22 protein-coding genes and 1 tRNA gene are annotated in these 19,658 nt (G+C 72.6%); 16 read left to right on the forward strand and 7 right to left on the reverse strand.

Annotation, left to right across the window (positions count from 1 at the left end; translation table 11 throughout):
• Positions 1-27: 27 nt before the first annotated feature.
• Both DEI95_RS13355 and DEI95_RS13360 read right to left on the reverse strand, forming a co-directional pair.
• Entirely contained in the window at positions 28-1,812 is a 1,785-nt protein-coding gene (locus DEI95_RS13355) for a helicase-associated domain-containing protein (protein WP_111060562.1), read from the reverse strand.
• A gap of 28 nt (positions 1,813-1,840) precedes the next feature.
• Entirely contained in the window at positions 1,841-2,143 is a 303-nt protein-coding gene (locus DEI95_RS13360; protein ID WP_146243676.1) for a multidrug ABC transporter ATPase, read from the reverse strand.
• A 53-nt stretch (positions 2,144-2,196) separates the two neighbouring features.
• On the opposite strand from DEI95_RS13360, the gene DEI95_RS13365 reads away from it, so the two are divergent.
• Together DEI95_RS13365 and DEI95_RS13370 are read left to right on the forward strand one after the other, a co-directional pair.
• A complete protein-coding gene (locus DEI95_RS13365; RefSeq protein WP_110824086.1) occupies positions 2,197-2,574 on the forward strand; it encodes a cold-shock protein in 378 nt (125 codons plus the stop codon).
• Between the two features lie 2 nt (positions 2,575-2,576).
• The gene (locus DEI95_RS13370; protein ID WP_111060563.1) at positions 2,577-3,185 is read left to right on the forward strand and encodes a DUF3027 domain-containing protein; all 609 of its coding nucleotides are present in this window, start codon (positions 2,577-2,579) and stop codon (positions 3,183-3,185) included.
• Between the two features lie 156 nt (positions 3,186-3,341).
• Here DEI95_RS13370 and serC read toward each other — a convergent pair whose 3' ends face one another.
• On the reverse strand, positions 3,342-4,460 hold the full coding sequence (gene serC / locus DEI95_RS13375; RefSeq protein ID WP_111060564.1) for a phosphoserine transaminase: 1,119 nt from the start codon (positions 4,458-4,460) through the stop codon (positions 3,342-3,344).
• Positions 4,461-4,633: 173 nt separating this feature from the next.
• On the opposite strand from serC, the gene DEI95_RS13380 reads away from it, so the two are divergent.
• The 5 genes from DEI95_RS13380 (at position 4,634) to DEI95_RS13400 (ending at position 8,699) form a co-directional block, all read left to right on the forward strand.
• Positions 4,634-5,329 (forward strand): metal-dependent transcriptional regulator, encoded by a 696-nt coding sequence (locus DEI95_RS13380; protein WP_111060565.1) that lies wholly within the window; start codon positions 4,634-4,636, stop codon positions 5,327-5,329.
• 113 nt (positions 5,330-5,442) lie between these two features.
• Positions 5,443-5,985 (forward strand): hypothetical protein, encoded by a 543-nt coding sequence (locus DEI95_RS13385; protein WP_111060566.1) that lies wholly within the window; start codon positions 5,443-5,445, stop codon positions 5,983-5,985.
• A 582-nt stretch (positions 5,986-6,567) separates the two neighbouring features.
• Positions 6,568-7,614 (forward strand): C40 family peptidase, encoded by a 1,047-nt coding sequence (locus DEI95_RS17070; RefSeq protein ID WP_111060567.1) that lies wholly within the window; start codon positions 6,568-6,570, stop codon positions 7,612-7,614.
• 433 nt (positions 7,615-8,047) lie between these two features.
• On the forward strand, positions 8,048-8,542 hold the full coding sequence (locus DEI95_RS13395) for an HNH endonuclease (protein ID WP_110824428.1): 495 nt from the start codon (positions 8,048-8,050) through the stop codon (positions 8,540-8,542).
• Between the two features lie 85 nt (positions 8,543-8,627).
• A tRNA-Arg gene (locus DEI95_RS13400) sits at positions 8,628-8,699 on the forward strand.
• 31 nt (positions 8,700-8,730) lie between these two features.
• Here the strand turns inward: DEI95_RS13400 and DEI95_RS13405 are convergent.
• Positions 8,731-9,672 (reverse strand): DMT family transporter, encoded by a 942-nt coding sequence (locus DEI95_RS13405; protein WP_258367613.1) that lies wholly within the window; start codon positions 9,670-9,672, stop codon positions 8,731-8,733.
• A 115-nt stretch (positions 9,673-9,787) separates the two neighbouring features.
• On the opposite strand from DEI95_RS13405, the gene nadE reads away from it, so the two are divergent.
• Positions 9,788-10,609 carry an ammonia-dependent NAD(+) synthetase gene (gene nadE / locus DEI95_RS13410; RefSeq protein ID WP_110824078.1) on the forward strand — a complete coding sequence of 274 codons (822 nt, stop codon included), beginning with the start codon at positions 9,788-9,790 and terminating at the stop codon, positions 10,607-10,609.
• 79 nt (positions 10,610-10,688) lie between these two features.
• Here the strand turns inward: nadE and DEI95_RS13415 are convergent, their stop codons facing one another.
• From DEI95_RS13415 to DEI95_RS13425, 3 genes are all read right to left on the reverse strand, one after another.
• Positions 10,689-11,108, reverse strand: a complete 420-nt coding sequence (locus DEI95_RS13415; RefSeq protein WP_110911691.1) for a hypothetical protein — start codon at positions 11,106-11,108, stop codon at positions 10,689-10,691.
• 128 nt (positions 11,109-11,236) lie between these two features.
• Entirely contained in the window at positions 11,237-11,515 is a 279-nt protein-coding gene (locus DEI95_RS13420; RefSeq protein ID WP_110824076.1) for a GlsB/YeaQ/YmgE family stress response membrane protein, read from the reverse strand.
• Positions 11,516-11,633: 118 nt separating this feature from the next.
• Positions 11,634-11,897 carry a glutaredoxin domain-containing protein gene (locus DEI95_RS13425; protein ID WP_111060569.1) on the reverse strand — a complete coding sequence of 88 codons (264 nt, stop codon included), beginning with the start codon at positions 11,895-11,897 and terminating at the stop codon, positions 11,634-11,636.
• 75 nt (positions 11,898-11,972) lie between these two features.
• Between DEI95_RS13425 and DEI95_RS13430 the strand changes: the two genes are divergently transcribed.
• The 8 genes from DEI95_RS13430 (at position 11,973) to DEI95_RS13465 (ending at position 19,630) form a co-directional block, all read left to right on the forward strand.
• Positions 11,973-12,977 (forward strand): PrsW family intramembrane metalloprotease, encoded by a 1,005-nt coding sequence (locus DEI95_RS13430; protein ID WP_258366022.1) that lies wholly within the window; start codon positions 11,973-11,975, stop codon positions 12,975-12,977.
• Positions 12,978-13,080: 103 nt separating this feature from the next.
• Positions 13,081-14,835, forward strand: a complete 1,755-nt coding sequence (locus DEI95_RS13435) for an adenosylhomocysteinase (protein WP_111060570.1) — start codon at positions 13,081-13,083, stop codon at positions 14,833-14,835.
• Positions 14,836-14,897: 62 nt separating this feature from the next.
• Positions 14,898-16,229 carry an amidohydrolase family protein gene (locus tag DEI95_RS13440; protein WP_111060594.1) on the forward strand — a complete coding sequence of 444 codons (1,332 nt, stop codon included), beginning with the start codon at positions 14,898-14,900 and terminating at the stop codon, positions 16,227-16,229.
• Complete coding sequence (locus tag DEI95_RS13445; protein ID WP_258367614.1) at positions 16,226-16,723, forward strand: cupin domain-containing protein; 498 nt, start codon at positions 16,226-16,228, stop codon at positions 16,721-16,723. Before DEI95_RS13440 ends, DEI95_RS13445 begins: the two co-directional genes overlap by 4 nt.
• An 86-nt stretch (positions 16,724-16,809) precedes the next feature.
• On the forward strand, positions 16,810-17,052 hold the full coding sequence (locus DEI95_RS13450) for a hypothetical protein (RefSeq protein WP_111060571.1): 243 nt from the start codon (positions 16,810-16,812) through the stop codon (positions 17,050-17,052).
• 106 nt (positions 17,053-17,158) lie between these two features.
• On the forward strand, positions 17,159-17,983 hold the full coding sequence (locus DEI95_RS13455; protein WP_111060572.1) for an ABC transporter substrate-binding protein: 825 nt from the start codon (positions 17,159-17,161) through the stop codon (positions 17,981-17,983).
• A 7-nt stretch (positions 17,984-17,990) separates the two neighbouring features.
• A complete protein-coding gene (locus DEI95_RS13460; RefSeq protein WP_111060573.1) occupies positions 17,991-18,887 on the forward strand; it encodes an amino acid ABC transporter permease in 897 nt (298 codons plus the stop codon).
• Positions 18,884-19,630: an amino acid ABC transporter ATP-binding protein gene (locus DEI95_RS13465; protein WP_111060574.1), complete on the forward strand. Its 747-nt coding sequence runs from the start codon at positions 18,884-18,886 to the stop codon at positions 19,628-19,630. Before DEI95_RS13460 ends, DEI95_RS13465 begins: the two co-directional genes overlap by 4 nt.
• Positions 19,631-19,658: the final 28 nt, after the last annotated feature.

The raw sequence follows: 19,658 nt of genomic DNA on the forward strand, positions 1-19,658 counted from the left end.
GTCGCCCGGTTGTCCACAGGACGGCCGTCAGGCATCGCTCTCGATCGTGACCACGAGGGAGAGCGGGAGGGTCCGCTCGACGTCGACCGCGGTGTCCTTCCCCCGCACCCGACCGGCCGCGACCGAGGTCGGGACGATCGAGAACGGCTTCTCCGACCCGTCCGGCATCCGGACGGTCACGCGGATCGGGGTCCGGCCGCGCACGGCCATGTCGATCTGGCGGGCCATCCACTCCTGCTCCGGTTCCGCGTCGCCGCGTTCCGTCGTCAGTCGCAGCCGCTCCACCAGGGCGCGGGCCGCCTGCTCCGGTGAGCGGCTCGGCGTCCGCCGCCGGACGGGAGGCCCGGATCGCGTCTCCGGGCGGGCGTCGGCTGCGAGCACGGCCGGGTACCGCTGGTCCTCGAGTGCACTGGCCACGACGTGCGGCGGGTACTTCGTCACGAGGGTCGTGAGGTCGGGTCGCTCCCACGCCAGCTGGCGGAGCTCGGCGTCGACCCCGACGAGGTCGAGCTGCTCGGGCGTCCCGTGCACGACCGACCCGAGGTCGCCCTCGCCACGGCCCACGACGACACTGCCGTCCCGGGTCGCGACCTGGTCGATGAGGTACGTGAGGGGCTGCGGGACGTCCGTGGCGCCGAGCCGGGTGAAGAGCGCAACGACCTCCTCGCGGGTCCGTCCGGCCCGGAGCGCCCGGCGGAGCGAGTCCTCGGACACCCGGTACCGAGCGGCGAGCCCCGGTGCCTCCAGGTCGGCGACGGCACGGAGGTCGTCGTCGTCGGCGGGCGACAGCGGACCCGGCGCGATGACCGTCAGGTCCGGCTGGAGGTACACACCGTCGACCGTCCCCGGCAGGTCGGCGACCGCCGCGGCCAGAGCGGCGTCGCGGTCGTCCCCGAGCAGTGCGTGCCCGGTGGACGTCAGGCGCCCGGCCACCGCGAGCCCGAGGACGCCCGCGGCGCCGGCCGCGTCGAGCAGGGCCGCGTCGAGCCAGCGCGAGCCGGCTGGGTACGCCCACCGGCCCAGCGTCACGAGGTCGGTGAGGTCGTCGTCCGCGAGCGTGAGGACCTCGACCACGGCGGGGGCGAGGGCGTCGCGCCAGTCGTGCACGAGCGATGCCCACCGCTCCGGCCACGTGGCGTGCAGCCAGGTCCGGCCGCGGTCCGAGACCGTCCAGGACCCGTCCACGGGGTGGGCGGCACCGATCCGGTCGAGCAGGGCGAGGCGGTCCGCGACCACGGCGGCGTCGGCCCCCGTGCGTTCGGCGAGCTGTCGGGCGAGGGGCGCTCCGATCCCGCCCTTCGCGAGCTCGCGGACGGCGCCGTCGTCGGCCGCGCGGAGGAGCTCCGCGAGCACCGTGAGCGTCTCGAAGGCGTGCTCCGCTCCGGTCGCGCGGGCGCGGGCGTCGTCGGTGCCCCCGTCAGCATCCCGCTGGGCGGCGGCTGCGGGGCGGACCGGAGCCGGGCCTCCCGGGCCGTCGGGGACGAGGTCCGGGCGGGCCGCGAGCCGGGAGGTGACCGCGTCGTCGACGGCGCCGTCGTGACCGACGAGCCCGAGTGCGACGGCCGGCGCGAGGTCCTCGGCGGGACCCCCGTCGCGGAGTGCGACGAGCGTGCGGCGCGGGAGCCGTTCGACGGCGGCGTCCACCGCGTCGTCGGTGCGGAGCGCCTCGGCGAGGTCGAAGAAGTCCGCGATGTGCTGCGGTCCGGACTCGCCGAGCGCGGCGGTGGGGAGGGCGCGCGCGAGCACGAGCTGCTCGAGTGCGTCGTCGGGGAGCTCGCGCAGGCGTGCGGCGAGGTCCGTCGTGGTCGTCATCGTCCTCGGCTGGCGTCCGTGGCGGACGTCAGCGAGCCTCTGCGCGGTGCTGCCGGGCCTTGCGGGTCCAGGTGAGGGCCAGGAGCGCCAGCATGAGGACGAAGGCGACCGGAGGGCCGAAGTAGACGACGCCGAGGGCGACCGGCCAGATGCCGTCCCCGGGGATCTGCTTCATCGTCAGCCACCCGGTGATCATGACGATGAAGCTCGCCAGGATGAGGAGGACGATCCCACCGACCATGAGCGCGAGTGTGCGTTCGGTACGATTGGACGTCGCCGGGGGTTCCGCAGCAGTGCGGGGGTCCCCGGTGGATCGGGTCGGCTTGGCCATCGGCCCAGGATATCCGACGCACCGCGGCCGTCCATGTATCGAGGAGTCCCAGCATGCCCACCGGCAAGGTCAAGTTCTACGACGACCAGAAGGGCTTCGGCTTCATCACCGGAGACGACGGCGACCAGGTCTTCCTGCACGCCTCCTCCCTGCCCGACGGTGTGGCCACGGTGAAGGCCGGCACCAAGCTCGAGTACGGCGTGGTGCAGGGCAAGAAGGGTTCGCAGGCGCTGACCGTGCGGATCCTCGAAGCGCCGGCGTCGCTCTCCAAGATGACCCGTCGCTCCGCCGACGACATGGCCGTCATCGTCGAGGACCTGGTGAAGGAACTCGACCGCATCAGCGGTGACCTCAAGCGGGGCCGCTACCCGAAGAACGGTGAGCGGATCGCCACCATCCTGCGACACGTCGCCGACCAGTTGGACGCGTGAACATGACCACCGACCTCACCGAGCTCGCCCGCGGCGCACTGCTCGAGATCACCCCCGAAGCCACCGTCGGGAGCCCCGTCGGCACCGTCGAGGAGGGCGACGGCGTCGTCTCCGTCCTCTTCGCCAACCGCATGCCGGGGTACCCGGGGTGGCGCTGGACCGTCAGCATCGCCCAGGTCGAGGGTGACGAGCCCACCGTGCTCGAGGTCGAACTGATGCCGGGTGACGGCTCGTTGCTCGCGCCGGAGTGGGTGCCGTGGTCCGAGCGACTGGCCGAGTACCGGGCCGCGCAGGACGACGAGGAGTCGGACGAGGACGAGGACGAGGACGAGGACGAGGACGACTTCGACGACGAGGCGGACGAGGACGACGACGAGTCGGACGACGATGACGAGTCCGAGGACGACGACTCGGACGACGATGACGACTCCGACGACGACGGCTCAGATGACGACGACGAGGAGTCGGACGACGACGAGCCCGTCGCCCCGCCCGCCCGCACCCGTGGTCGTCGCCGCACCCGCCGCGTCCGTCCCGTCGACCCCGACGACGACCTGGACCTGGACCAGCTCGACGCCGGCGAGACCGACCCCGGCTTCCACCGGTCCTGACCGGTCCTTCCGGTCCTGACCCGTCGGGCAGGTCCTGACCGACCCACGCGACACGTCGACGCACGCGACGCGACGACCCACGCGACACGACGAGGGCGGTGCCCTGCAACGGAACACCGTTGCGGGACACCGCCCTCGTCGCGTCCGGCGGCGGGGTCAGCTCGCCAGGGCAGCCACCACGTGGTCGATCGCCCGCGAGAGCTTGCTGACGTCGTCGGGGTCGATCGCCGTGAAGGTCGCGACACGGAGCTGGTTCCGGCCGAGCTTCCGGTACGGCTCCGTGTCGACGATGCCGTTCTGCCGGAGCGTCGCGGCCACGGCCTTGGCGTCGATCGAGTCGTCGAGGTCGATCGTCACGACGACCTGCGACCGGTGCGCCGGGTCGGTGACGAACGGCGTCGCGTAGTCGGAGGCCTCGGCCCAGTCGTAGAGCGTCGAGGACGACGTCTTCGTGCGGCCGTCGGCCCACGCCAGACCACCGGACTGGTTGATCCACCGCACCTGGTCGTCGAGGAGCAGCAGGGTCGTGATCGCCGGGGTGTTCAGCGTCTGGTCCAACCGGGAGTTGTCCACGGCGTTCTTCAGCGACAGGAACTCCGGGATGTAGCGGTCGGACGCGGCGATCCGCTCGACACGCTCGATCGCCGCGGGGGAGAACAGCGCGAGCCAGAGCCCGCCGTCCGAGGCGAAGTTCTTCTGCGGGGCGAAGTAGTAGACGTCGGTCTGGTCGACGTCGAACGCGGCACCACCGGCAGCGCTCGTGGCGTCGACGACGGTCAGTGCGCCGGGGTCGCCCGCGGCCCGGACGACCGGGGCCATGACGCCGGTGGAGGTCTCGTTGTGCGGGTAGGCGTAGACGTCGACACCCTCGACGATCTCGAGCTCGGCGCGGGACCCGCCCGGGGCCTCCACGACGTGCGGTGCCTCGAGCCACGGGGCGGCGGCGGCCTTGGCGAACTTCGACCCGAACTCACCGAAGGACAGGTTCTCCGCCCGGCGCTCGATGAGACCGAAGGCGGCGGCGTCCCAGAACGCGGTCGACCCGCCGTTGCCGAGCACGACCTCGTAGCCGTCCGGCACCTGGAACAGGTCGGCGAGGCCCTGCCGGACGGAGCCGACCAGGTCCTTGACGGGCTTCTGGCGGTGCGAGGTCCCGAGGACGGTCGCTCCGCGGGTGACGAGGGTCTCGAGCTGCGCTCCGCGGATCTTCGACGGACCACATCCGAAGCGGCCGTCGGTGGGGAGGAGGTCGGCTGGGATGACGATGTCTGCCATGGGCCGATCCTACCGACGGCCCTGCGGTCGCCCCCATGGACCGGCCGGACGGGGCGGGGCCGGGACGGGCCTCCCGGCCGGCGTCCGCGCAGAGCGCACGGTGTCGGTCCCGGTGCGTCGGCGCCAGCAAGTAGTGTGGGTCGGGCTGGGTCCACATCAGGAGAGGCGGAGGCGTGACCGATCTCGTCGACACCACGGAGATGTACCTCCGCACCATCCTCGACCTCGAAGAAGAGGGCATCGTCCCGCTGCGCGCCCGGATCTCGGAGCGCCTCGGGCACTCGGGCCCCACGGTCTCGCAGACGATCGCCCGCATGGAGCGCGACGGCCTCGTCGTCGTCTCGGGCGACCGGCACCTGGAACTCACCGACACCGGTCGGTCCCGCGCCACGCACGTGATGCGCAAGCACCGTCTGGCCGAGCGGTTGCTCGCCGACGTGATCGGCCTCGACTGGGCCTTCGTCCACGACGAGGCCTGTCGGTGGGAGCACGTGATGAGCGAGCAGGTGGAGGTCCGCCTGCTCGAGATGCTCGGGAACCCGACGGAGTCCCCGTACGGCAACCCCATCCCCGGCCTCGCGGAGATCGGTGGACCCACGGCGGCCGGCTTCCTCGACGGGGTGCGCAACATCGTGGTCGCCACCGACGACACCGACGCGATCGCGACCGGCGTCATCCGCCGTCTGGGCGAGCCGGTGCAGTTCGAGCCGGAGCTGCTGCACCAGCTCCGCGCCGCCGGGGTCATGCCCGGACGCACGGCCAGCGTGCAGCGCGCGGGCGCCTACGTGGCGGTCCGCGTCGACGGCGAGGACGCCGGGATCGAGTTGCCGACCGAGGTCGCGCAGCACGTGTACATCAGCGTCGACTGACGTCTCCTCGCCCGCCGCACCGAGGGGCAGGAACGGTCTGCCCACCACCCGGAACCACCGACGAAGCGAGACCAGGACCTGATCGACGGGAAGCCCTGGTGGATGGCGGGACGATGACGACGACGACCACCGCTCGATGGACCACGGCGAGGCGCGCCGTCGCGGGCGTCCTCGTCATGACGGCCACCACCACCGTGCTCGCAGGCTGTGTCCTGCGGGGATCCGACACCGCAGCACCAGGACGAACGGAGCCGACCGTGGACGCCGACACCGCGAAGCAGCAGATGATCGAAGCCGTCGACGACGCCACCGAGCGACTCGGTGGGGAGTGGAAGGCGCGCACCGGCCCGGACTACCCGGAAGACTGCGAACTCGAGGACGGCACGGGAGGGGCGCAGTGGCGCTACCTGACCGGGAGCGCGCTCGAGGGGTCGCCCGACGAGGACGCCACGCGCATGGAGGAGCACTGGAAGTCCCAGGGGATGCAGGCCGTCCGCCGCGAGTCGAGCGACGGTCCGGCGGTCATCGGGAGCGGTGGCGGGAGGATCGCGTCGATCAGCGCGTACGCGTACCCCGGGAACTACACCGTGCAGGCGGTCTCGCTGTGCTTCCCCGGCAACGCCGACGACATCGCCGAGGACCTCTCCGGCGAGTGACCTGTCGCCCGCCGGCACAGCCCGGGCCAGGCGCTGCGTCGGGGTGCACCGGAGCCCGCGCTCCGGGGTACCTGCATTCCGTCCTCGTCACATGTGCACCGCGATCCCGTGACCGTCCCTGTCGACGTTCCGCAACCCGTCCTGGACCGGCCGGTCGGTCGTGTGCTGTCGCTGCGATCGCTCGGTGCAGGTGCCGGGCGTCACAGCACGAGGGTCCGTTGGTGGACCGGGATCGCCGCGGTGAGCTCGCGCCTGGGTCCTCGTGGTGGGCGAACCATAGGGGGTACGACCCCGGGGGACAAGACCTGAGTGGACGTACAAGAAGCAGCAGGCCATCGTGGTGATCGATTCCTTCGCTCTGACCAGGGGTTCTTCACCGATCCGTTACCAGGTCACGGTTTCGTCTCGACATGTCCGCGGTGCGCCCGTACACTCGTCGAGTCCCGCGAGCAGCGATCTCGGGACCCGTGGCAGGACGTCTCGTGACCCGTCTCCTGCCTCGATCGGAAACGATGACGAACGGATGGGGTTGCACGCGACCGTCCTCGACCGGGCGCGTGTCACGAGGCGCCGGAGACCCACTTGACCCACACCGGAACCGCCGCGGACGACCCGACCGCGAACCCGACGACCACCGGTGACACCGTCGCAGCTCCCCTGACCCGCAGGGCAGCACGCGAAGCAGCCGAGCGTGCCGCACGTCGCCCGCTCGCCCGCACGGCGTCCGCCCCGACCGCACCCCACACGAGCGCAGCCCGTCCGGCAGCCGCCCGGACGCCCGCCACCCGCGCTGCCGCGACCCGTGACGGCCGCGCCCTCGGCGTCACCCGCGCGGCCGCTCCGTCAGCGTCGTCCCGCAAGCGCCGGTTCATGGCTCCCGTCGTCCTGGCCGTCGCGGCGGGGATGTTCGGCACGATGGCCGTCCCGGCCGCCTTCGCGACCACCTCCACGTCGCAGGCCGGAGCCGCGCAGACCGACGCGGCCTCCGACCTCACGGTGCAGGCGCAGCAGTTCGACGTGTCCGCCGCGGCCGGCGCACCCGACACCTCGCGCGACGGCTTCAGCGCCACCTCGACCGCGACCCTCGAGGCGCAGGCCGCCGCGAAGGCAGCGGCGAAGGCCGCCGCCGAGCTCGAGGCCGCTCGTGCCGCGAAGGCAGCGGAGTACGCCTACGACGGCAAGACGGCCGAGGACTACCTCGCCGACGACTCGACCGGAGCGGCCACGACCGCCTCGGCCGCGGACGCCGCCGCGACGAGTGCGGCCCCCGCCGCGGGGACCCCGTTCTCGCTGCCGGCCGTCGTCGCCACGGCGAAGCAGTACATCGGGACGCCCTACGTGTTCGGAGGCGCCACCCCCGCCGGGTTCGACTGCTCGGGCTACGTCATGTACGTCTACGCGCAGCACGGCATCAGCCTCGCCCACTCGGTCACGCTGCAGGACCAGGTCGGCACCACGATCCCCGAGTCGGAAGCGCAGCCGGGCGACGTGGTCGTCTTCAACGACGACTCGCACGACGGCTTCTACATGGGCAACGGCATGATCATGGACGCCCCGAAGCCCGGCGGCTCCGTATCGATCCGCCCGATCTGGTCGAGCAACTACCACATCGTCCGCTTCGGGATCTGACACCCCGGACGACACCCTGCGGGCGCGCATGTGAACAGCGTCCGAACCGGCCCCGCACCCCTCGTGCGGGGCCGGTTTCTGGGTTAGCCTGCACGCATCGGATCGCCTCGAACCGAACGGGAGACCACATGTCGACGTCACGCACGACCCGCACCATGGGTCGGCGCGCGCATGTCGACATACGGACGACCACAGCCTGCGAGCCGCAACTCGCGCGCGACTGACCGGAGCACCGCCCTGACGGGTGGTGCTCTTCGTGTATCCGGCCCGCCACGACGGTGGGACCGCCCCGCTCCGGCAGGACGGCCCGCTCCGACGGGGTGGGCCGGCCGGACCCGCCCTCGGGCCCGGAGGCCGTGACCACCCGTTCGACGCCGACCGACCCGGTGCCCGCACCGCCTGGAAGCCGTCCAGGCACGTCGGAAGGGAACCCATGCGCACTCTCGTCCTCAACGCCGGTTACGAGCCCCTCGCGGTGATCTCGTTCCGTCGAGCCCTGGTCCTCGTCATGAACCAGAAGGCCTCCGTCGTCGCCGCCGACACCCTGCACCCCGTCACCGGTGCCGCTGTCAGCTACGACCGTCCGTCCGTCATCATCCTGACCCGGTACGTGCGCATCCCGCAGTCCCGGCTGATCCCGGTGTCCCGGCGCGGTGTGCTCCGCCGAGACGCCAACCGGTGCGCCTACTGCGGCCGGAACGCGACCACGATCGACCACGTCCAGCCGAAGTCCCGTGGCGGTCGAGACTCGTGGGAGAACCTCGTCGCCTGCTGCCTCGCCTGCAACAACGTCAAGGGCGACCGCACCCCGCGCGAGATGGGGTGGACGCTGCGGTTCCCGCCGAAGGCCCCGCACGGTTCGGCCTGGGTCGTCCGCGGCATCGAGCGGCCGCAGCCGGACTGGGACGAGTACCTGGTCGCCGCGTAGGCGGGGCCGGACGGGAGGCCCCGGGTGCGCGCGCCCCACGCCTCTCGTCCGGCGCGTCCCGGCTCCCGCTAGAGTGGTCGGGCCGGCCTCTGTAGCTCAATGGAAGAGCAGTTCCGTCCTAAGGAAAGGGTTGGGGGTTCGAGTCCCTCCAGGGGCACCTCGGCGGTCCGTCCGCGGACGATCCCGCGCTACCGCAGCCGCCGATCCTCCGAGCTGGTTCCGCCCGCCGTGTTCGTCGGCGCGACCGCCAGGACGACGAGCACGATCGCGATCACGCCCAGCCCGGCCCACCCGACCGCGGTGAGCCGCTCGCCGACCACCAGCACCGCGAGCACGGCAGCGACCGCCGGTTCGGTGAGGGTGACGGTGGTGGCGGTGCTCGCCGGGATCCTCGCCAGTCCGTACCCGAACAGCAGGTACCCGAGGAACATCGGCACGATCGCCATGTACACGCCGACCGCGGCGTTCTGCGGCGACGCGAGCAGGGGTGCTCCGGTGACGGCGAGCACCGGCATGAGGAGCAGCCCACCACCGCCGAACACGGCACCCATCGCGGCCGCGCGGGGGACCCCGTCGACCATGAGCCGACGGGACGCCCACGAGTAGACCGCGTACGTGGCTCCGGCCACGAGGCCGAGCACGACCCCGAGGACCGTCGACCCAGGCGACCCGACGCCGGCCGGGTCCGCCGACCCCGCCAGGCTGGACAGGCAGAGCAGCACGCTCCCGACGACGCCGAGCGCTGCGGCGAGCACCCACCACCGGCTGAGCGGCCGCCGGTCGACGACCCGCTCCAGGACCCCGGACGCCAGGGGAGCGGACGCCAACGACACCACGGAGCCGACGGCCACCCCGGCGGTGTGCATCGAGCTGTAGAACGCGAGCGGGTACACCGCGACGGCGACCGCGCCGACGAGGACGAGTGCGCGGCTCCGCACGAGCAATGGAGCAGCCGCTCGGAGGGCCCGCGCGCCGACGACCGCCTGCAGGATCCCGCCGACGCCGAGCGCCGCGGCACCGATCGCGAGCGGGCCGACGTCGGGCGCGAAGGTCGCGGCGGTGCCGGTGGTGCCCCAGAGCAAGGCGGTGACGGTGACGGCGAGCAGTCCGGCGCGGCGCTCGTCCCTCACGATCGACCTCCGTCGTCTCCGGTGCGGGTGCGGCTCCGACCGGTGTGGCCGCCACTCTAGTGAGCACCTCCACGGTGTCCGTGCGCCCGGCGCAGCTCGGGCGGATACTGGGTGCGTGCGAGAACTCCAAGCCGCCATCGCCGCGGACCTCAACGTCCAGCCGACCATCGACCCGGAGCAGGAGATCGCCCGACGCGTGGGCTTCCTGCGTGACTACCTGCTGACCACCGGCGCGAACGGCTACGTCCTCGCCGTCAGCGGCGGGCAGGACTCCACGCTCGCCGGCCGCCTGACGCAGCTCGCGGTCGAGTCGCTCCGCTCCGAGGGGCACGCCGCCGAGTTCGTCACCGTGCGGATGCCCTACCGGGTGCAGGCCGACGAGGACGACGCGCAGCTCGCCCTGCAGTTCATCGCCGCGGACCCCGGCATCGTCGTGAACATCGAGCACGGGGTGGACGGCGTGGTGCAGGACACCGCGGAGGCCGGCGTCGCCCTGAGCGACTTCGTGAAGGGCAACGTGAAGGCCCGCATGCGCATGGTCGCGCAGTACGCCGTCGCCGGGCAGCGCGGGCTCCTGGTCGTCGGCACCGACCACGCGGCCGAGGCCGTGACCGGCTTCTTCACGAAGTACGGCGACGGGGGCGTCGACCTCACGCCGCTGACCGGTCTGACGAAGAGCCAGGGGCGCCAGTTGCTCGAGCACCTCGGTGCGCCGGCCCGCCTGTACGAGAAGGCACCGACCGCGGACCTGCTCGACGACCTGCCCGGCCAGACCGACGAGGCGAACCTCGGCCTCACCTATGCCGAGCTCGACGCATACCTGCAGGGACACGACGTCCCGGTCGAGGTCGCCGAGGCGATCGAGGCGCGGTACCGCGCGACCGAGCACAAGCGCCAGGTACCCGCGTCGCCGTTCGACGAGTGGTGGCGTCGCTGACGTCACTCCGGGGCCCGGGGACACACGGGAGGCCCGTCACCAGCTGGTGACGGGCCTCCCGTGTGTCCGTGGTCCGGAGTCAGGCCGAGTGGCGGCCGTCCTGGTCGTCGCGCCCGATGTCCTGTCGCCCGATGTCCTGTCGCCCGATGTCGTGGGGCCCGGCGTCCTCGCGCTCCTCGGTGAGGCGCTCCTGCCAGACGATGCTCCGCGCGGCGCCCTCGAGGACGTCGTCGACGCTGTTGCCGGTCCGGGCGGCGAGCGCGCCACTGAGCCCGGCGGTCAGGGTCCCGCCGGCCTGCGCGAGCCGCTCCACGACCTCCTCCTGGCGCTCGGTCAGGGGGACGTCCACGAGTTCGTCGACGGTCTCGCGGATGTTCGCCTCGCTTGCGTCCATCGCGGCTTCGTCGCCGGACTGCAGCGCGGCGGCCTCACCGACCACGACGAGGCCGAGCCGTGCTGCGTCCTGCTCCGGGCGACGGGTGTCGTTCGCATCAGTCATGTCGTGGACCGTACGCCGGCCGCCTGCGCGCGTTCCGGACTTCCGGGGCACAGGACGACGGGAGGCCCGGTACCAGCTGGTACCGGGCCTCCCGTCGTGTGGTCAGCGCGTCAGCGCAGGGAGCGCCGTCAGCGACGGTTGGCACCCCGACCCGCGAAGCGCGTGTAGAGGAACAGCACGATGACGGCACCGATGATCGACCCGATGATGCCGGCCGGCTGGAAGAAGCCGTCCTGCGGGTCGTGCTGGAAGATCAGGAACCCGAGCAGACCACCGACGAACGATCCGACGATCCCGAGGACGATGGTCATCAGGATGGACATGTGCTGCTTGCCGGGGATGATGAGGCGGGCGAGGGCGCCGGCGATGAGCCCGACGATGATGAGGCTGATGATGAGACCGATCACGGTGTCCTCCTTGTTCTGCGGCCGGTCCGAGGCCTCGGCGGTGCACCGAGCTCAGGGCCGACGCCCGAGTGAACACGCGTCCGGCTCAGCACGTTCCCAGGTTCGTCGGTGCGGACGGTCAGACCGCGCCCGACGACTCCAGCTCGGCCTGCAGCTCGGCGTCGGACGGCTCGACGAAGTGCTTGCCGTCCGGCAGCACCACGACGGGGATGTTCTTCCGGCCGCTGATCGCCTGCGCGCGGTCGGCGGCGGACAGGTCGGCCTCGACGTCCACGTACTCGTAGTCCACGCCCAATCGGTCCAGCAGCGCCTTGGAGCGGCGGCAGTCGCGGCACCAGTCCGCGCCGAACACGGTCACCTTGTCGAACGTCTCATCGGTCATGCGGGGGACTACGCGAACCGCGTCATCCGTATTCCCGGAGACCCTCGGCATGCGGCGCGGAGCACGATGAGGCACATGACGCTCGAGACCGCGCACGTCGGCGCGCACCCCCACCACCGGCACGGCTGGTGGTGGAAGACCCTCCTCAGCGGGTTCCTGCTGTGGGTCGTGACGATCATCGTCACCGTCGCCACGCAGAACACGAACCTGGTGCCGACCATCATCCTGCTCGGCAGCTTCCTCGTGCCCTTCACCGTGGTGCTGTTCGTCATCGAACGGGTCACCGGCACGGTGAGCACGATGCAGCTGGTCACGGCGTTCTTCGTCGGCGGGGTCCTCGGGGTGCTCGGGGCGTCCCTGCTCGAGTCCGACCTGCGCCCCGGGGCGACCCTGTACCTGCTCGTCGGCTTCGCCGAGGAACTCGTGAAGGGCCTGCTGCTGGTCGTGGTCGGCTGGCGGGTCCGACCGAAGACGGCACGGCAGGGCGCACTGCTCGGGGCGACGGTGGGTGCCGGGTTCTCGGCGTTCGAGTCAGCCGGGTACGCGTTCAACGCGGCGATCACCACCCGCGGCATCGACCTCGTGTCGCTCCTGCAGACCGAGGTGGCTCGCGCCGTGCTCTCGCCGGTGGGGCACGTGCTCTGGACGGCGATCCTCGGGGCGGTGCTCTTCGGGGCGGCGCACGGTCGTCCCCGGTTCCGGTGGACGTGGTCGGTGCTGGTCGCCTACGTCGTGGTGTCGGTGCTGCACGGGCTGTGGGACTCGAACTCGACGATCTCGACCCTGCTCGCGTTCGTGATCACCGGGACGCCGTTCTCGGCGGCGCAGGACGGGACCGTGCCCCCCGCGCTCGCCGGTGTCGTGACGACGCTGTACGTCGCCGGCCTCGCCGTCGTGAGCGTGATCGGCGTCGCCGTCCTGGTCGGGGTGCTCCTGCACCACCGACGGCTGACGCGGCGGATCGAGGCGCAGCAGGTACCGGCCGTCGGTTCGTGGCAGGTCCCCGCCGGACCGTGGGGTGTCCCCGACGACGGTGCCGAGCAGGTCTGGCACCGGACGCCGCCGCCGCACGTGCTCTGAGCCTGCTGGGCCGGCGCGCCCGTGCGCCACGGCCAGCCTCGACCGCCGGCACCGCCGGCACCGCCGGCACCGCCGGGCCACCGGCCCGCCCTACGATGTCCCCATGCCGCGCGCCGACCCGACCCGCGCCGACCCGACCCGCGCTGACCCCGCAACGTCGGCCTGGGCGTCCGCCGCGGTCCGGCACACCGCCCGCGTGACGAACACGCTCCTCGCCGCCCGGCGCTTCCGCGTCGTCGGCGGTGATCCCCGGGACGCCGCCGCCCTGCACGCATCGCTCGTCGGGCTCGGAGCTCGACCCGCGGACGCCGGTGCCGGCGCGGCCGTCGACCAGCTCTGGTGTCTCGGCACGCCCGAACAGAGCGCCGCCGCCGTGGAGGACGCCACCGCGGACCGTCCCCGCGGCGCGCTGCTGCTCGTGGTCGATGCCGGCCGCCACGTCCCCGCCGTCGACGAGGACGCCTTCGGCCCGACCGTGCTCGCCCGCCCCGGCGTCCTCGGCGTGCCGACGCTCTCCGACGACGTGTTCCTCGTGTCGACCGGCCGCGAGCCCGAGGACGACCCCGCCGCCGAGGCCCGCATCCGCTGGGCCCGCCGCTCCATGCCGGTGTCCCGTGCCGTCGCCGACGAGCTCCGGCAGGGCGGCCTGCTCCGGGGCACCCGCGTCGGGGTGAGCCTGTTCCTCGAGCCGAAGACCGCCGTGCTGTCCCTCCTGCTGCAGGACGCCGGCGCCGAGGTGGTCGTCTACGCACATGCGGACGAGACGGACGACGCCGTCGCCGCGGTCCTCCGCCGGGCCGGCGTCCCCGTGCACGCGAGCAGCACCGCGACCGTGGCGGAACAGCGCGCGCTCGCGCTCGCGATGCTCGACACCCGGCCGCACGTGCTCGTCGACGACGGGTCGCACGTCATCCGGCTCGTGCACCAGGAGCGCCCCGACCTGCTGCCGACGATGCTCGGAGCCGCCGAGGAGACCACGAGCGGCCTCCGCCCGCTGCGCGTCATGGCGGCACGCGGCCAGCTCGGGATCCCGGTCGTCGCGGTGAACGACGCCCGCACCAAGACGTTCTTCGACAACCGGTACGGCACGGGGCAGTCGACGGTGTTCGCGACACTCGACCTGGTCGACGCGCTCGACCCCGGCGTCCGGCCCGACCTGACGGGAGGCCGGGCGGTCGTCGCCGGGTTCGGTCACGTGGGGGAGGGGGTCGCCCTGGTCCTCCGGGCGCTCGGGTTCCGGGTCACCGTCGCCGACACCGACCCGGTCCGGGCGCTGCAGGCCGTGTTCGCCGGGTACGAGGTCGCTCCGCTCGTCGACGCCGTCCGCACCGCCGACCTGGTGGTGAGCGCGACCGGGGTGGCGGACACGGTCAGCCTGGCGGTGCTCCGCGCGTGCGCTCCCGGAGCGGTCCTGTCGGTCGCGGGCGGGGTGGACCAGGAGATCGCGGTCGAGGACGCCGTGGCAGCGGGAGCGGACCGGACGACGGTGGGTCGACAGGTCGAGCGCCTCACGCTCCCGGACGGTCCCGGCGTGCTGCTGCTCGACGGCGGCGGGTGCATCAACATCACCGCGGCCGAGGGCAACCCGATCGAGGTGATGGACCTGTCCTTCGCGGCGCAGCTCGGTGCCGTGCGGATGCTCGTCGAGCGGGGCGACGAGCTGGACCGCGCCGTCGTGCCGATCGACCCCGAGGTGGACGAGGCGACCGCCCGCGTGGCGCTCGCCGCGTTCGGGGCGCGGGGCGGGCCTCCCGGCGGTGGCGGCGACGAGGGCGGGACGTCCGCCGGAGCGCTCGCCGCGCAGCCCGTGGACCGCGAGCCGGACGTCCGGACCCGACGGTTCGGGGACCCGACGTGACGGGCCGGCGGCCGGCGGCACCCGGGCAGACGACGGTGCACTCCGCGCGGATCGTCGTGCCGATGACCGCGCCGCCGATCGCGGACGGCGCCGTCGCGGTGCGCGACGGCCGGATCCTGCACGTCGGCGAACGCTCCTGGGTGGTGGACCAGCTCGACGGCACCCCCGTGACCGAGCGGCGGTGGCGGGGTGCGCTCCTCCCGGGACTCGTCAACGCGCACACGCACCTGCAGTACACGGGCATGGCCGGTGTCGGGCGCCGCCGGTACGCCGGGTTCGAGGACTGGGCCGCCGCGTTCAACGCCGTCTACGCGCAGCCACACGACTGGCGGGCCGAGGCCGCGGCCGGTGCGGCACAGTCGGTGGCGGCCGGGGTGACGAGCATCGCCGACGTGGTGACCGACATCGAGGCGGTGACCGCGCTCGAGGACGCCGGTCTCGGCGGCATCGCCTACTGGGAGGTGATGGACTGGGAGAACGCCGCCTGGCAGGAGCACGGGCGCGACCAGGTCCTCGCCGAACTCGAGCGGGTGCCCACCACCCCCGGCGCCGGGCTCTCCCCGCACGCCCCGTACTCGCTCGACGTCGCGCCGCTGCTCGAACTGCCCGACATCGTCCGGCAGCGCGGACTCCGGCTGCACCTGCACCTCGGCGAAGCGGCCTTCGAGGGTGAGCGCACCGCGATCGAACCGATCCCCGGCTTCGCGGGCGTCGTCGGCGTCGGCCACGGTGCGGACTGGCACCTGGCGAACGTGCCGTCCTTCCGGGCCATGCGCGCGCTCGGGTTCGGCGCGAGTGCGACCTCGTTCGTGGACCGCCTCGGCGTGCTCGGGCCGGACTGCCACATCGCGCACGGCGTCTACATGACCGCCGCCGACCGGGCCCTGCTCCGCGCGCGCGGCACCGCGGTCGCGCTCTGCCCGCGCTCGAACGCCGTCATCGGGCTCGACCCGCCGCCGGTCGCCGACTACCTGCGAGAGGGCAGCCCGATCGCCGTGGGAACCGACTCGCTGTCGTCCTCGCCGTCGCTCGACCCGATGGCGGACGTCACCGCACTGCACCGCATCGCCCGCGCACAGGGCTACAGCGGACGCGACCTGCACGAGCGGCTGCTCGCGGCGGCGACCCTCGGTGGCGCCCACGCGATGGGACTCGCGGTCGGACCGGACCGGATCGGACACCTGGCCGTCGGAGCCCGCGCCGACCTCGCGGTGTTCGACGTCGACGGCCGGACCGTGCCGGACGCGCTCGCCGAACTCGTGGAGGGCGGAGCCGGGCGTGCGGTGGCGACCGTCGTCCGCGGGGTGGTCCGGACCGCCGACGCTGCTGCCCGTGTCCCCCTGACCCCGTCCGCCGCAGGCGCGGCACCCACCCCGAGCAAGGAGTCCCGATGACCGACACCGCACCCCGCCCCGGCATGGCCGCTCGCCGCACCGTCGCCGGAGACGTCGTCGAGTGGCTCGACATCCCGCAGCGCGCCGCCGCGCTCGGCATGGAGCCGCACCCCGAGGGAGGTTGGTACGTCCGCACGTGGACGTCGCCCGCGACCGTGACCACGCCCGCCGGTGAGCGCCCCGCCGCGACGCTCATCCACTTCCTCCTGCCGCCGGGCGAGGCCTCCGCGTGGCACCGCGTGACGAGCGACGAGATCTGGATGTGGCACGGGCCGGACGCCGTCGAGCTCGAACTCGGTGGGTCCGGCGACCAGCCGGAGCCCGGCGCACGCATCACCCTCGGCCCGGACGCCGGCCGTGACCGCGTGAACGACGCACAGGCGTTCGTCCGCGGTGGCGTGTGGCAGCGGACGCTCCCGGGTGACGGCGAGGTGCTCCTCAGCTGCCTCGTGTCGCCCGGGTTCTCGTTCGACGACTTCGAGATGGTCGACTGACATACCGTACTTGACCTCGTGAAGGAGGCGGTCCTACGTTGGCATCGCTGGCCGTCCGGCCAGGATCACAACGGGAGGAACCGCCCATGGCACGACTCCGAACCGGTGCTGCAGCCGTCGCTGCTGCGGCGCTGATCGCCGCTGTCGGCCTGCTGCTCCGGCTCCCCGTCGCACTCCCGGTGAGCGCGTCGTTGGTCGCGGTCAGCGTTGCCGTCATGACCAGCCCGCCGGCGTCCGACCGTTGGGTCGCGGGGCTCGCGGCGAGTGCGGCGATGTTCCTGGCGATCACCTACACCGGCGCGGCGATCAACGAGCGTCGGCGTCGCTGACACCAGCCGAGCGTCGGCAGGGCAGGAACCGCGTCGACCGGTCGTTGGTATCCCACGGCCCAGTACACTCGGTTCCTGCCCTGTTCCCCCTGACGAAGGCCAGACCGTGACCCGTCCCCTCCGCCTGACCATCGCCGTCGCGACCACCGCCGTCGCCGCGCTCGCCCTCGCCGCATGCTCCGCAGGGGGCAGCAGCGACAACGCCGAGGGCACCGTCACCGACGGCAAGCTCACGATCGCCACCGGCGACCCGGCGTACTCGCCCTGGGTCGAGGACAACCAGCCCGAGTCCGGCAAGGGCTTCGAGTCCGCCGTGGCCTACGCCGTCGCGGAGGAGATGGGCTACGCGAAGAGCGACGTCGTGTGGGAGCGCAGCACCTTCGACAGCGCGATCGCCCCTGGTGCGAAGGACTGGGACCTCAACATCCAGCAGTTCTCGATCGACGCCAAGCGCAAGAAGGCCGTCGACATGTCGACGCCGTACTACACGACCACGCAGGCCGTCGTGACGACCACCGGGTCGGAGGCCGCCGGTGACACGACCATCGCCGCGCTGAAGCAGGACACGATCGGCGTCGCCGCCGGGTCGACGAGCATCCAGAGCGTCAAGTCCGTGCTCGGCGTCACCCCGCAGGTGTTCAACTCGAACGACGACGCCGTGCTCGCGCTCAAGTCGGCCCAGATCGACGCGATCGTCACCGACCTGCCGACCGCCTTCTACATGTCCGCCGCCCAGCTCGACGACGGCACCGTGTCGGCGCAGTTCCCGTCCGACGACGCGGGCGACCAGTTCGGCTTCGTCCTGCCGAAGGACTCGGCGCTGACGAGCAAGGTCGACGACGCCCTCGAGTCGCTCGAGGAGGACGGCACGCTCGAGCAGCTGCAGACGAAGTGGCTCTCCTCCGAGACGAACACCCCGGTCCTGAAGTGACGCAGGCATGACCCTGCCCGCCGGTGCGGGCGGTCCGGCGGGCGTGGGCGCGCCCGTCGCCGCCCCGGCACCCAGCCAGGTCGAACGCGAGCGGCAGCTCTACCGCCAGCAGCGCGGCCGCCGTTCCGTCGTGGTGTCCGTCGTCTCGACGCTCGTGGTCGTCGCGCTCGTCTGGGTCGGCGTGGTCAACACCCCCGGGTGGGCCGCGGTGCAGCGGTCGTTCTTCGACCCGCAGGTGGCGTGGGAGACCCTGCCCGACATCCTGCTCGGGCTCTGGCTGAACGTCCGGATCCTGTTCGCCGCCAGCATCGGCGTCGCCGTGCTCGGCACCCTGCTCGCGGTCGTCCGCGGCCTGCGGAGCCCGGTGTTCTTCCCGCTCCGGATGCTCGCGACCGGGTACACGGACCTGTTCCGCGGCCTGCCGCTCATCATCGTGCTGTACCTGGTCGGGTTCGGCCTGCCCGGGCTCGGGGTCTTCCCGCGGCTGGCGCCCGAGTTCTGGGGCACCATCGCGATCGTGCTGACCTACTCGTCGTACGTCGCCGAGGTGCTCCGTGCCGGCATGGAGGCGGTGCACCCGTCCCAGCGCCTGGCCGCCCGGTCGCTCGGCCTGTCCCACGCGCAGACGCTGCGGCTCGTCGTGCTGCCGCAGGCGATCCGCAAGGTCACGCCGGCGCTCATGAACGACTTCGTGTCGATGCAGAAGGACGTCGGGCTCGTCTCGATCCTCGGCGCCGTCGACGCCGTCCGCAGCGCCCAGATCGCGCAGGCGGAGCAGACGAACTTCACGCCCTACCTGGTCGCCGGCCTGCTCTTCGTCCTCATCAGCCTGCCGCTCATCCGGGTCACGGACGCCATCGCTCGGAAGCAGCAGCAGCGTGAACAGATCGGAGGCACGGTGTGACCGAGCAGACCGCTCCCGTCCTCGAACTGCGTGGATTGCGCAAGTCCTTCGGCGACCGCCCCGTCCTGCGCGGGATCGACCTGACCGTGCACCGACACGAGGTGATCTGCGTCATCGGGGCGTCCGGCTCCGGCAAGTCGACGTTGCTCAAGACCGTGAACCTGCTCGAGGGCATCGACGACGGGCAGGTCCTCCTCCAGGGCGAGGACGTCTCGGACCCCCGCGTCGACGTCGACGCCACCCGCGCGCGGATCGGCGTCGTCTTCCAGCAGTTCAACCTGTTCCCGCACATGAGCGTCCTCGACAACGTGACCCTCGCATCGCGGAAGGTGCACCGGACCTCCCGTGCGGACGCCGAGGCGACGGCTCGCCGCCTGCTCGACCGGATCGGGCTCGGTGACTTCGCCGGTTCGTACCCGGACCGTCTGTCGGGTGGGCAGCAGCAGCGCGTCGCGATCGTCCGGGCCGTCGCGTCGGACCCGGAGCTGCTCCTGCTCGACGAGGTGACGAGCGCCCTCGACCCGCAGCTCGTCGGCGAGGTGCTCGACCTCGTCACCGAGCTCAAGCAGCAGGGGTCGACGATCCTCATGACGACGCACGAGATGCACTTCGCCCGGAACGTCGCCGACCGGATCGTCTTCCTGCACGAGGGCGAGGTCGTCGAGCAGGGCGCTCCCGCGGCCGTCCTCGACGCCCCGCAGCACCCGGCGCTCCGGGCGTTCCTGGCGCGGGTCCACGCATAGCGGCGGCACGGCCGTCGACGGTGTGACC

This window comes from Curtobacterium sp. MCBD17_008, from assembly GCF_003234475.1.
Lineage (GTDB): Bacteria > Actinomycetota > Actinomycetes > Actinomycetales > Microbacteriaceae > Curtobacterium.

Bases quoted from the DNA above. Each gene is read 5' to 3' on its own strand.
- DEI95_RS13355 (WP_111060562.1), bottom strand. From the start codon at position 1,812: ATGACGACCACGACGGACCTCGCCGCACGCCTGCGCGAGCTCCCCGAC.
- DEI95_RS13360 (WP_146243676.1), bottom strand. From the start codon at position 2,143: ATGGCCAAGCCGACCCGATCCACCGGGGACCCCCGCACTGCTGCGGAA.
- DEI95_RS13365 (WP_110824086.1), top strand. From the start codon at position 2,197: ATGCCCACCGGCAAGGTCAAGTTCTACGACGACCAGAAGGGCTTCGGC.
- DEI95_RS13370 (WP_111060563.1), top strand. From the start codon at position 2,577: ATGACCACCGACCTCACCGAGCTCGCCCGCGGCGCACTGCTCGAGATC.
- serC (WP_111060564.1), bottom strand. From the start codon at position 4,460: ATGGCAGACATCGTCATCCCAGCCGACCTCCTCCCCACCGACGGCCGC.
- DEI95_RS13385 (WP_111060566.1), top strand. From the start codon at position 5,443: ATGACGACGACGACCACCGCTCGATGGACCACGGCGAGGCGCGCCGTC.
- DEI95_RS13395 (WP_110824428.1), top strand. From the start codon at position 8,048: ATGCGCACTCTCGTCCTCAACGCCGGTTACGAGCCCCTCGCGGTGATC.
- DEI95_RS13415 (WP_110911691.1), bottom strand. From the start codon at position 11,108: ATGACTGATGCGAACGACACCCGTCGCCCGGAGCAGGACGCAGCACGG.
- DEI95_RS13425 (WP_111060569.1), bottom strand. From the start codon at position 11,897: ATGACCGATGAGACGTTCGACAAGGTGACCGTGTTCGGCGCGGACTGG.
- DEI95_RS13430 (WP_258366022.1), top strand. From the start codon at position 11,973: ATGACGCTCGAGACCGCGCACGTCGGCGCGCACCCCCACCACCGGCAC.
- DEI95_RS13435 (WP_111060570.1), top strand. From the start codon at position 13,081: ATGCCGCGCGCCGACCCGACCCGCGCCGACCCGACCCGCGCTGACCCC.
- DEI95_RS13440 (WP_111060594.1), top strand. From the start codon at position 14,898: ATGACCGCGCCGCCGATCGCGGACGGCGCCGTCGCGGTGCGCGACGGC.
- DEI95_RS13445 (WP_258367614.1), top strand. From the start codon at position 16,226: ATGACCGACACCGCACCCCGCCCCGGCATGGCCGCTCGCCGCACCGTC.
- DEI95_RS13450 (WP_111060571.1), top strand. From the start codon at position 16,810: ATGGCACGACTCCGAACCGGTGCTGCAGCCGTCGCTGCTGCGGCGCTG.
- DEI95_RS13460 (WP_111060573.1), top strand. From the start codon at position 17,991: ATGACCCTGCCCGCCGGTGCGGGCGGTCCGGCGGGCGTGGGCGCGCCC.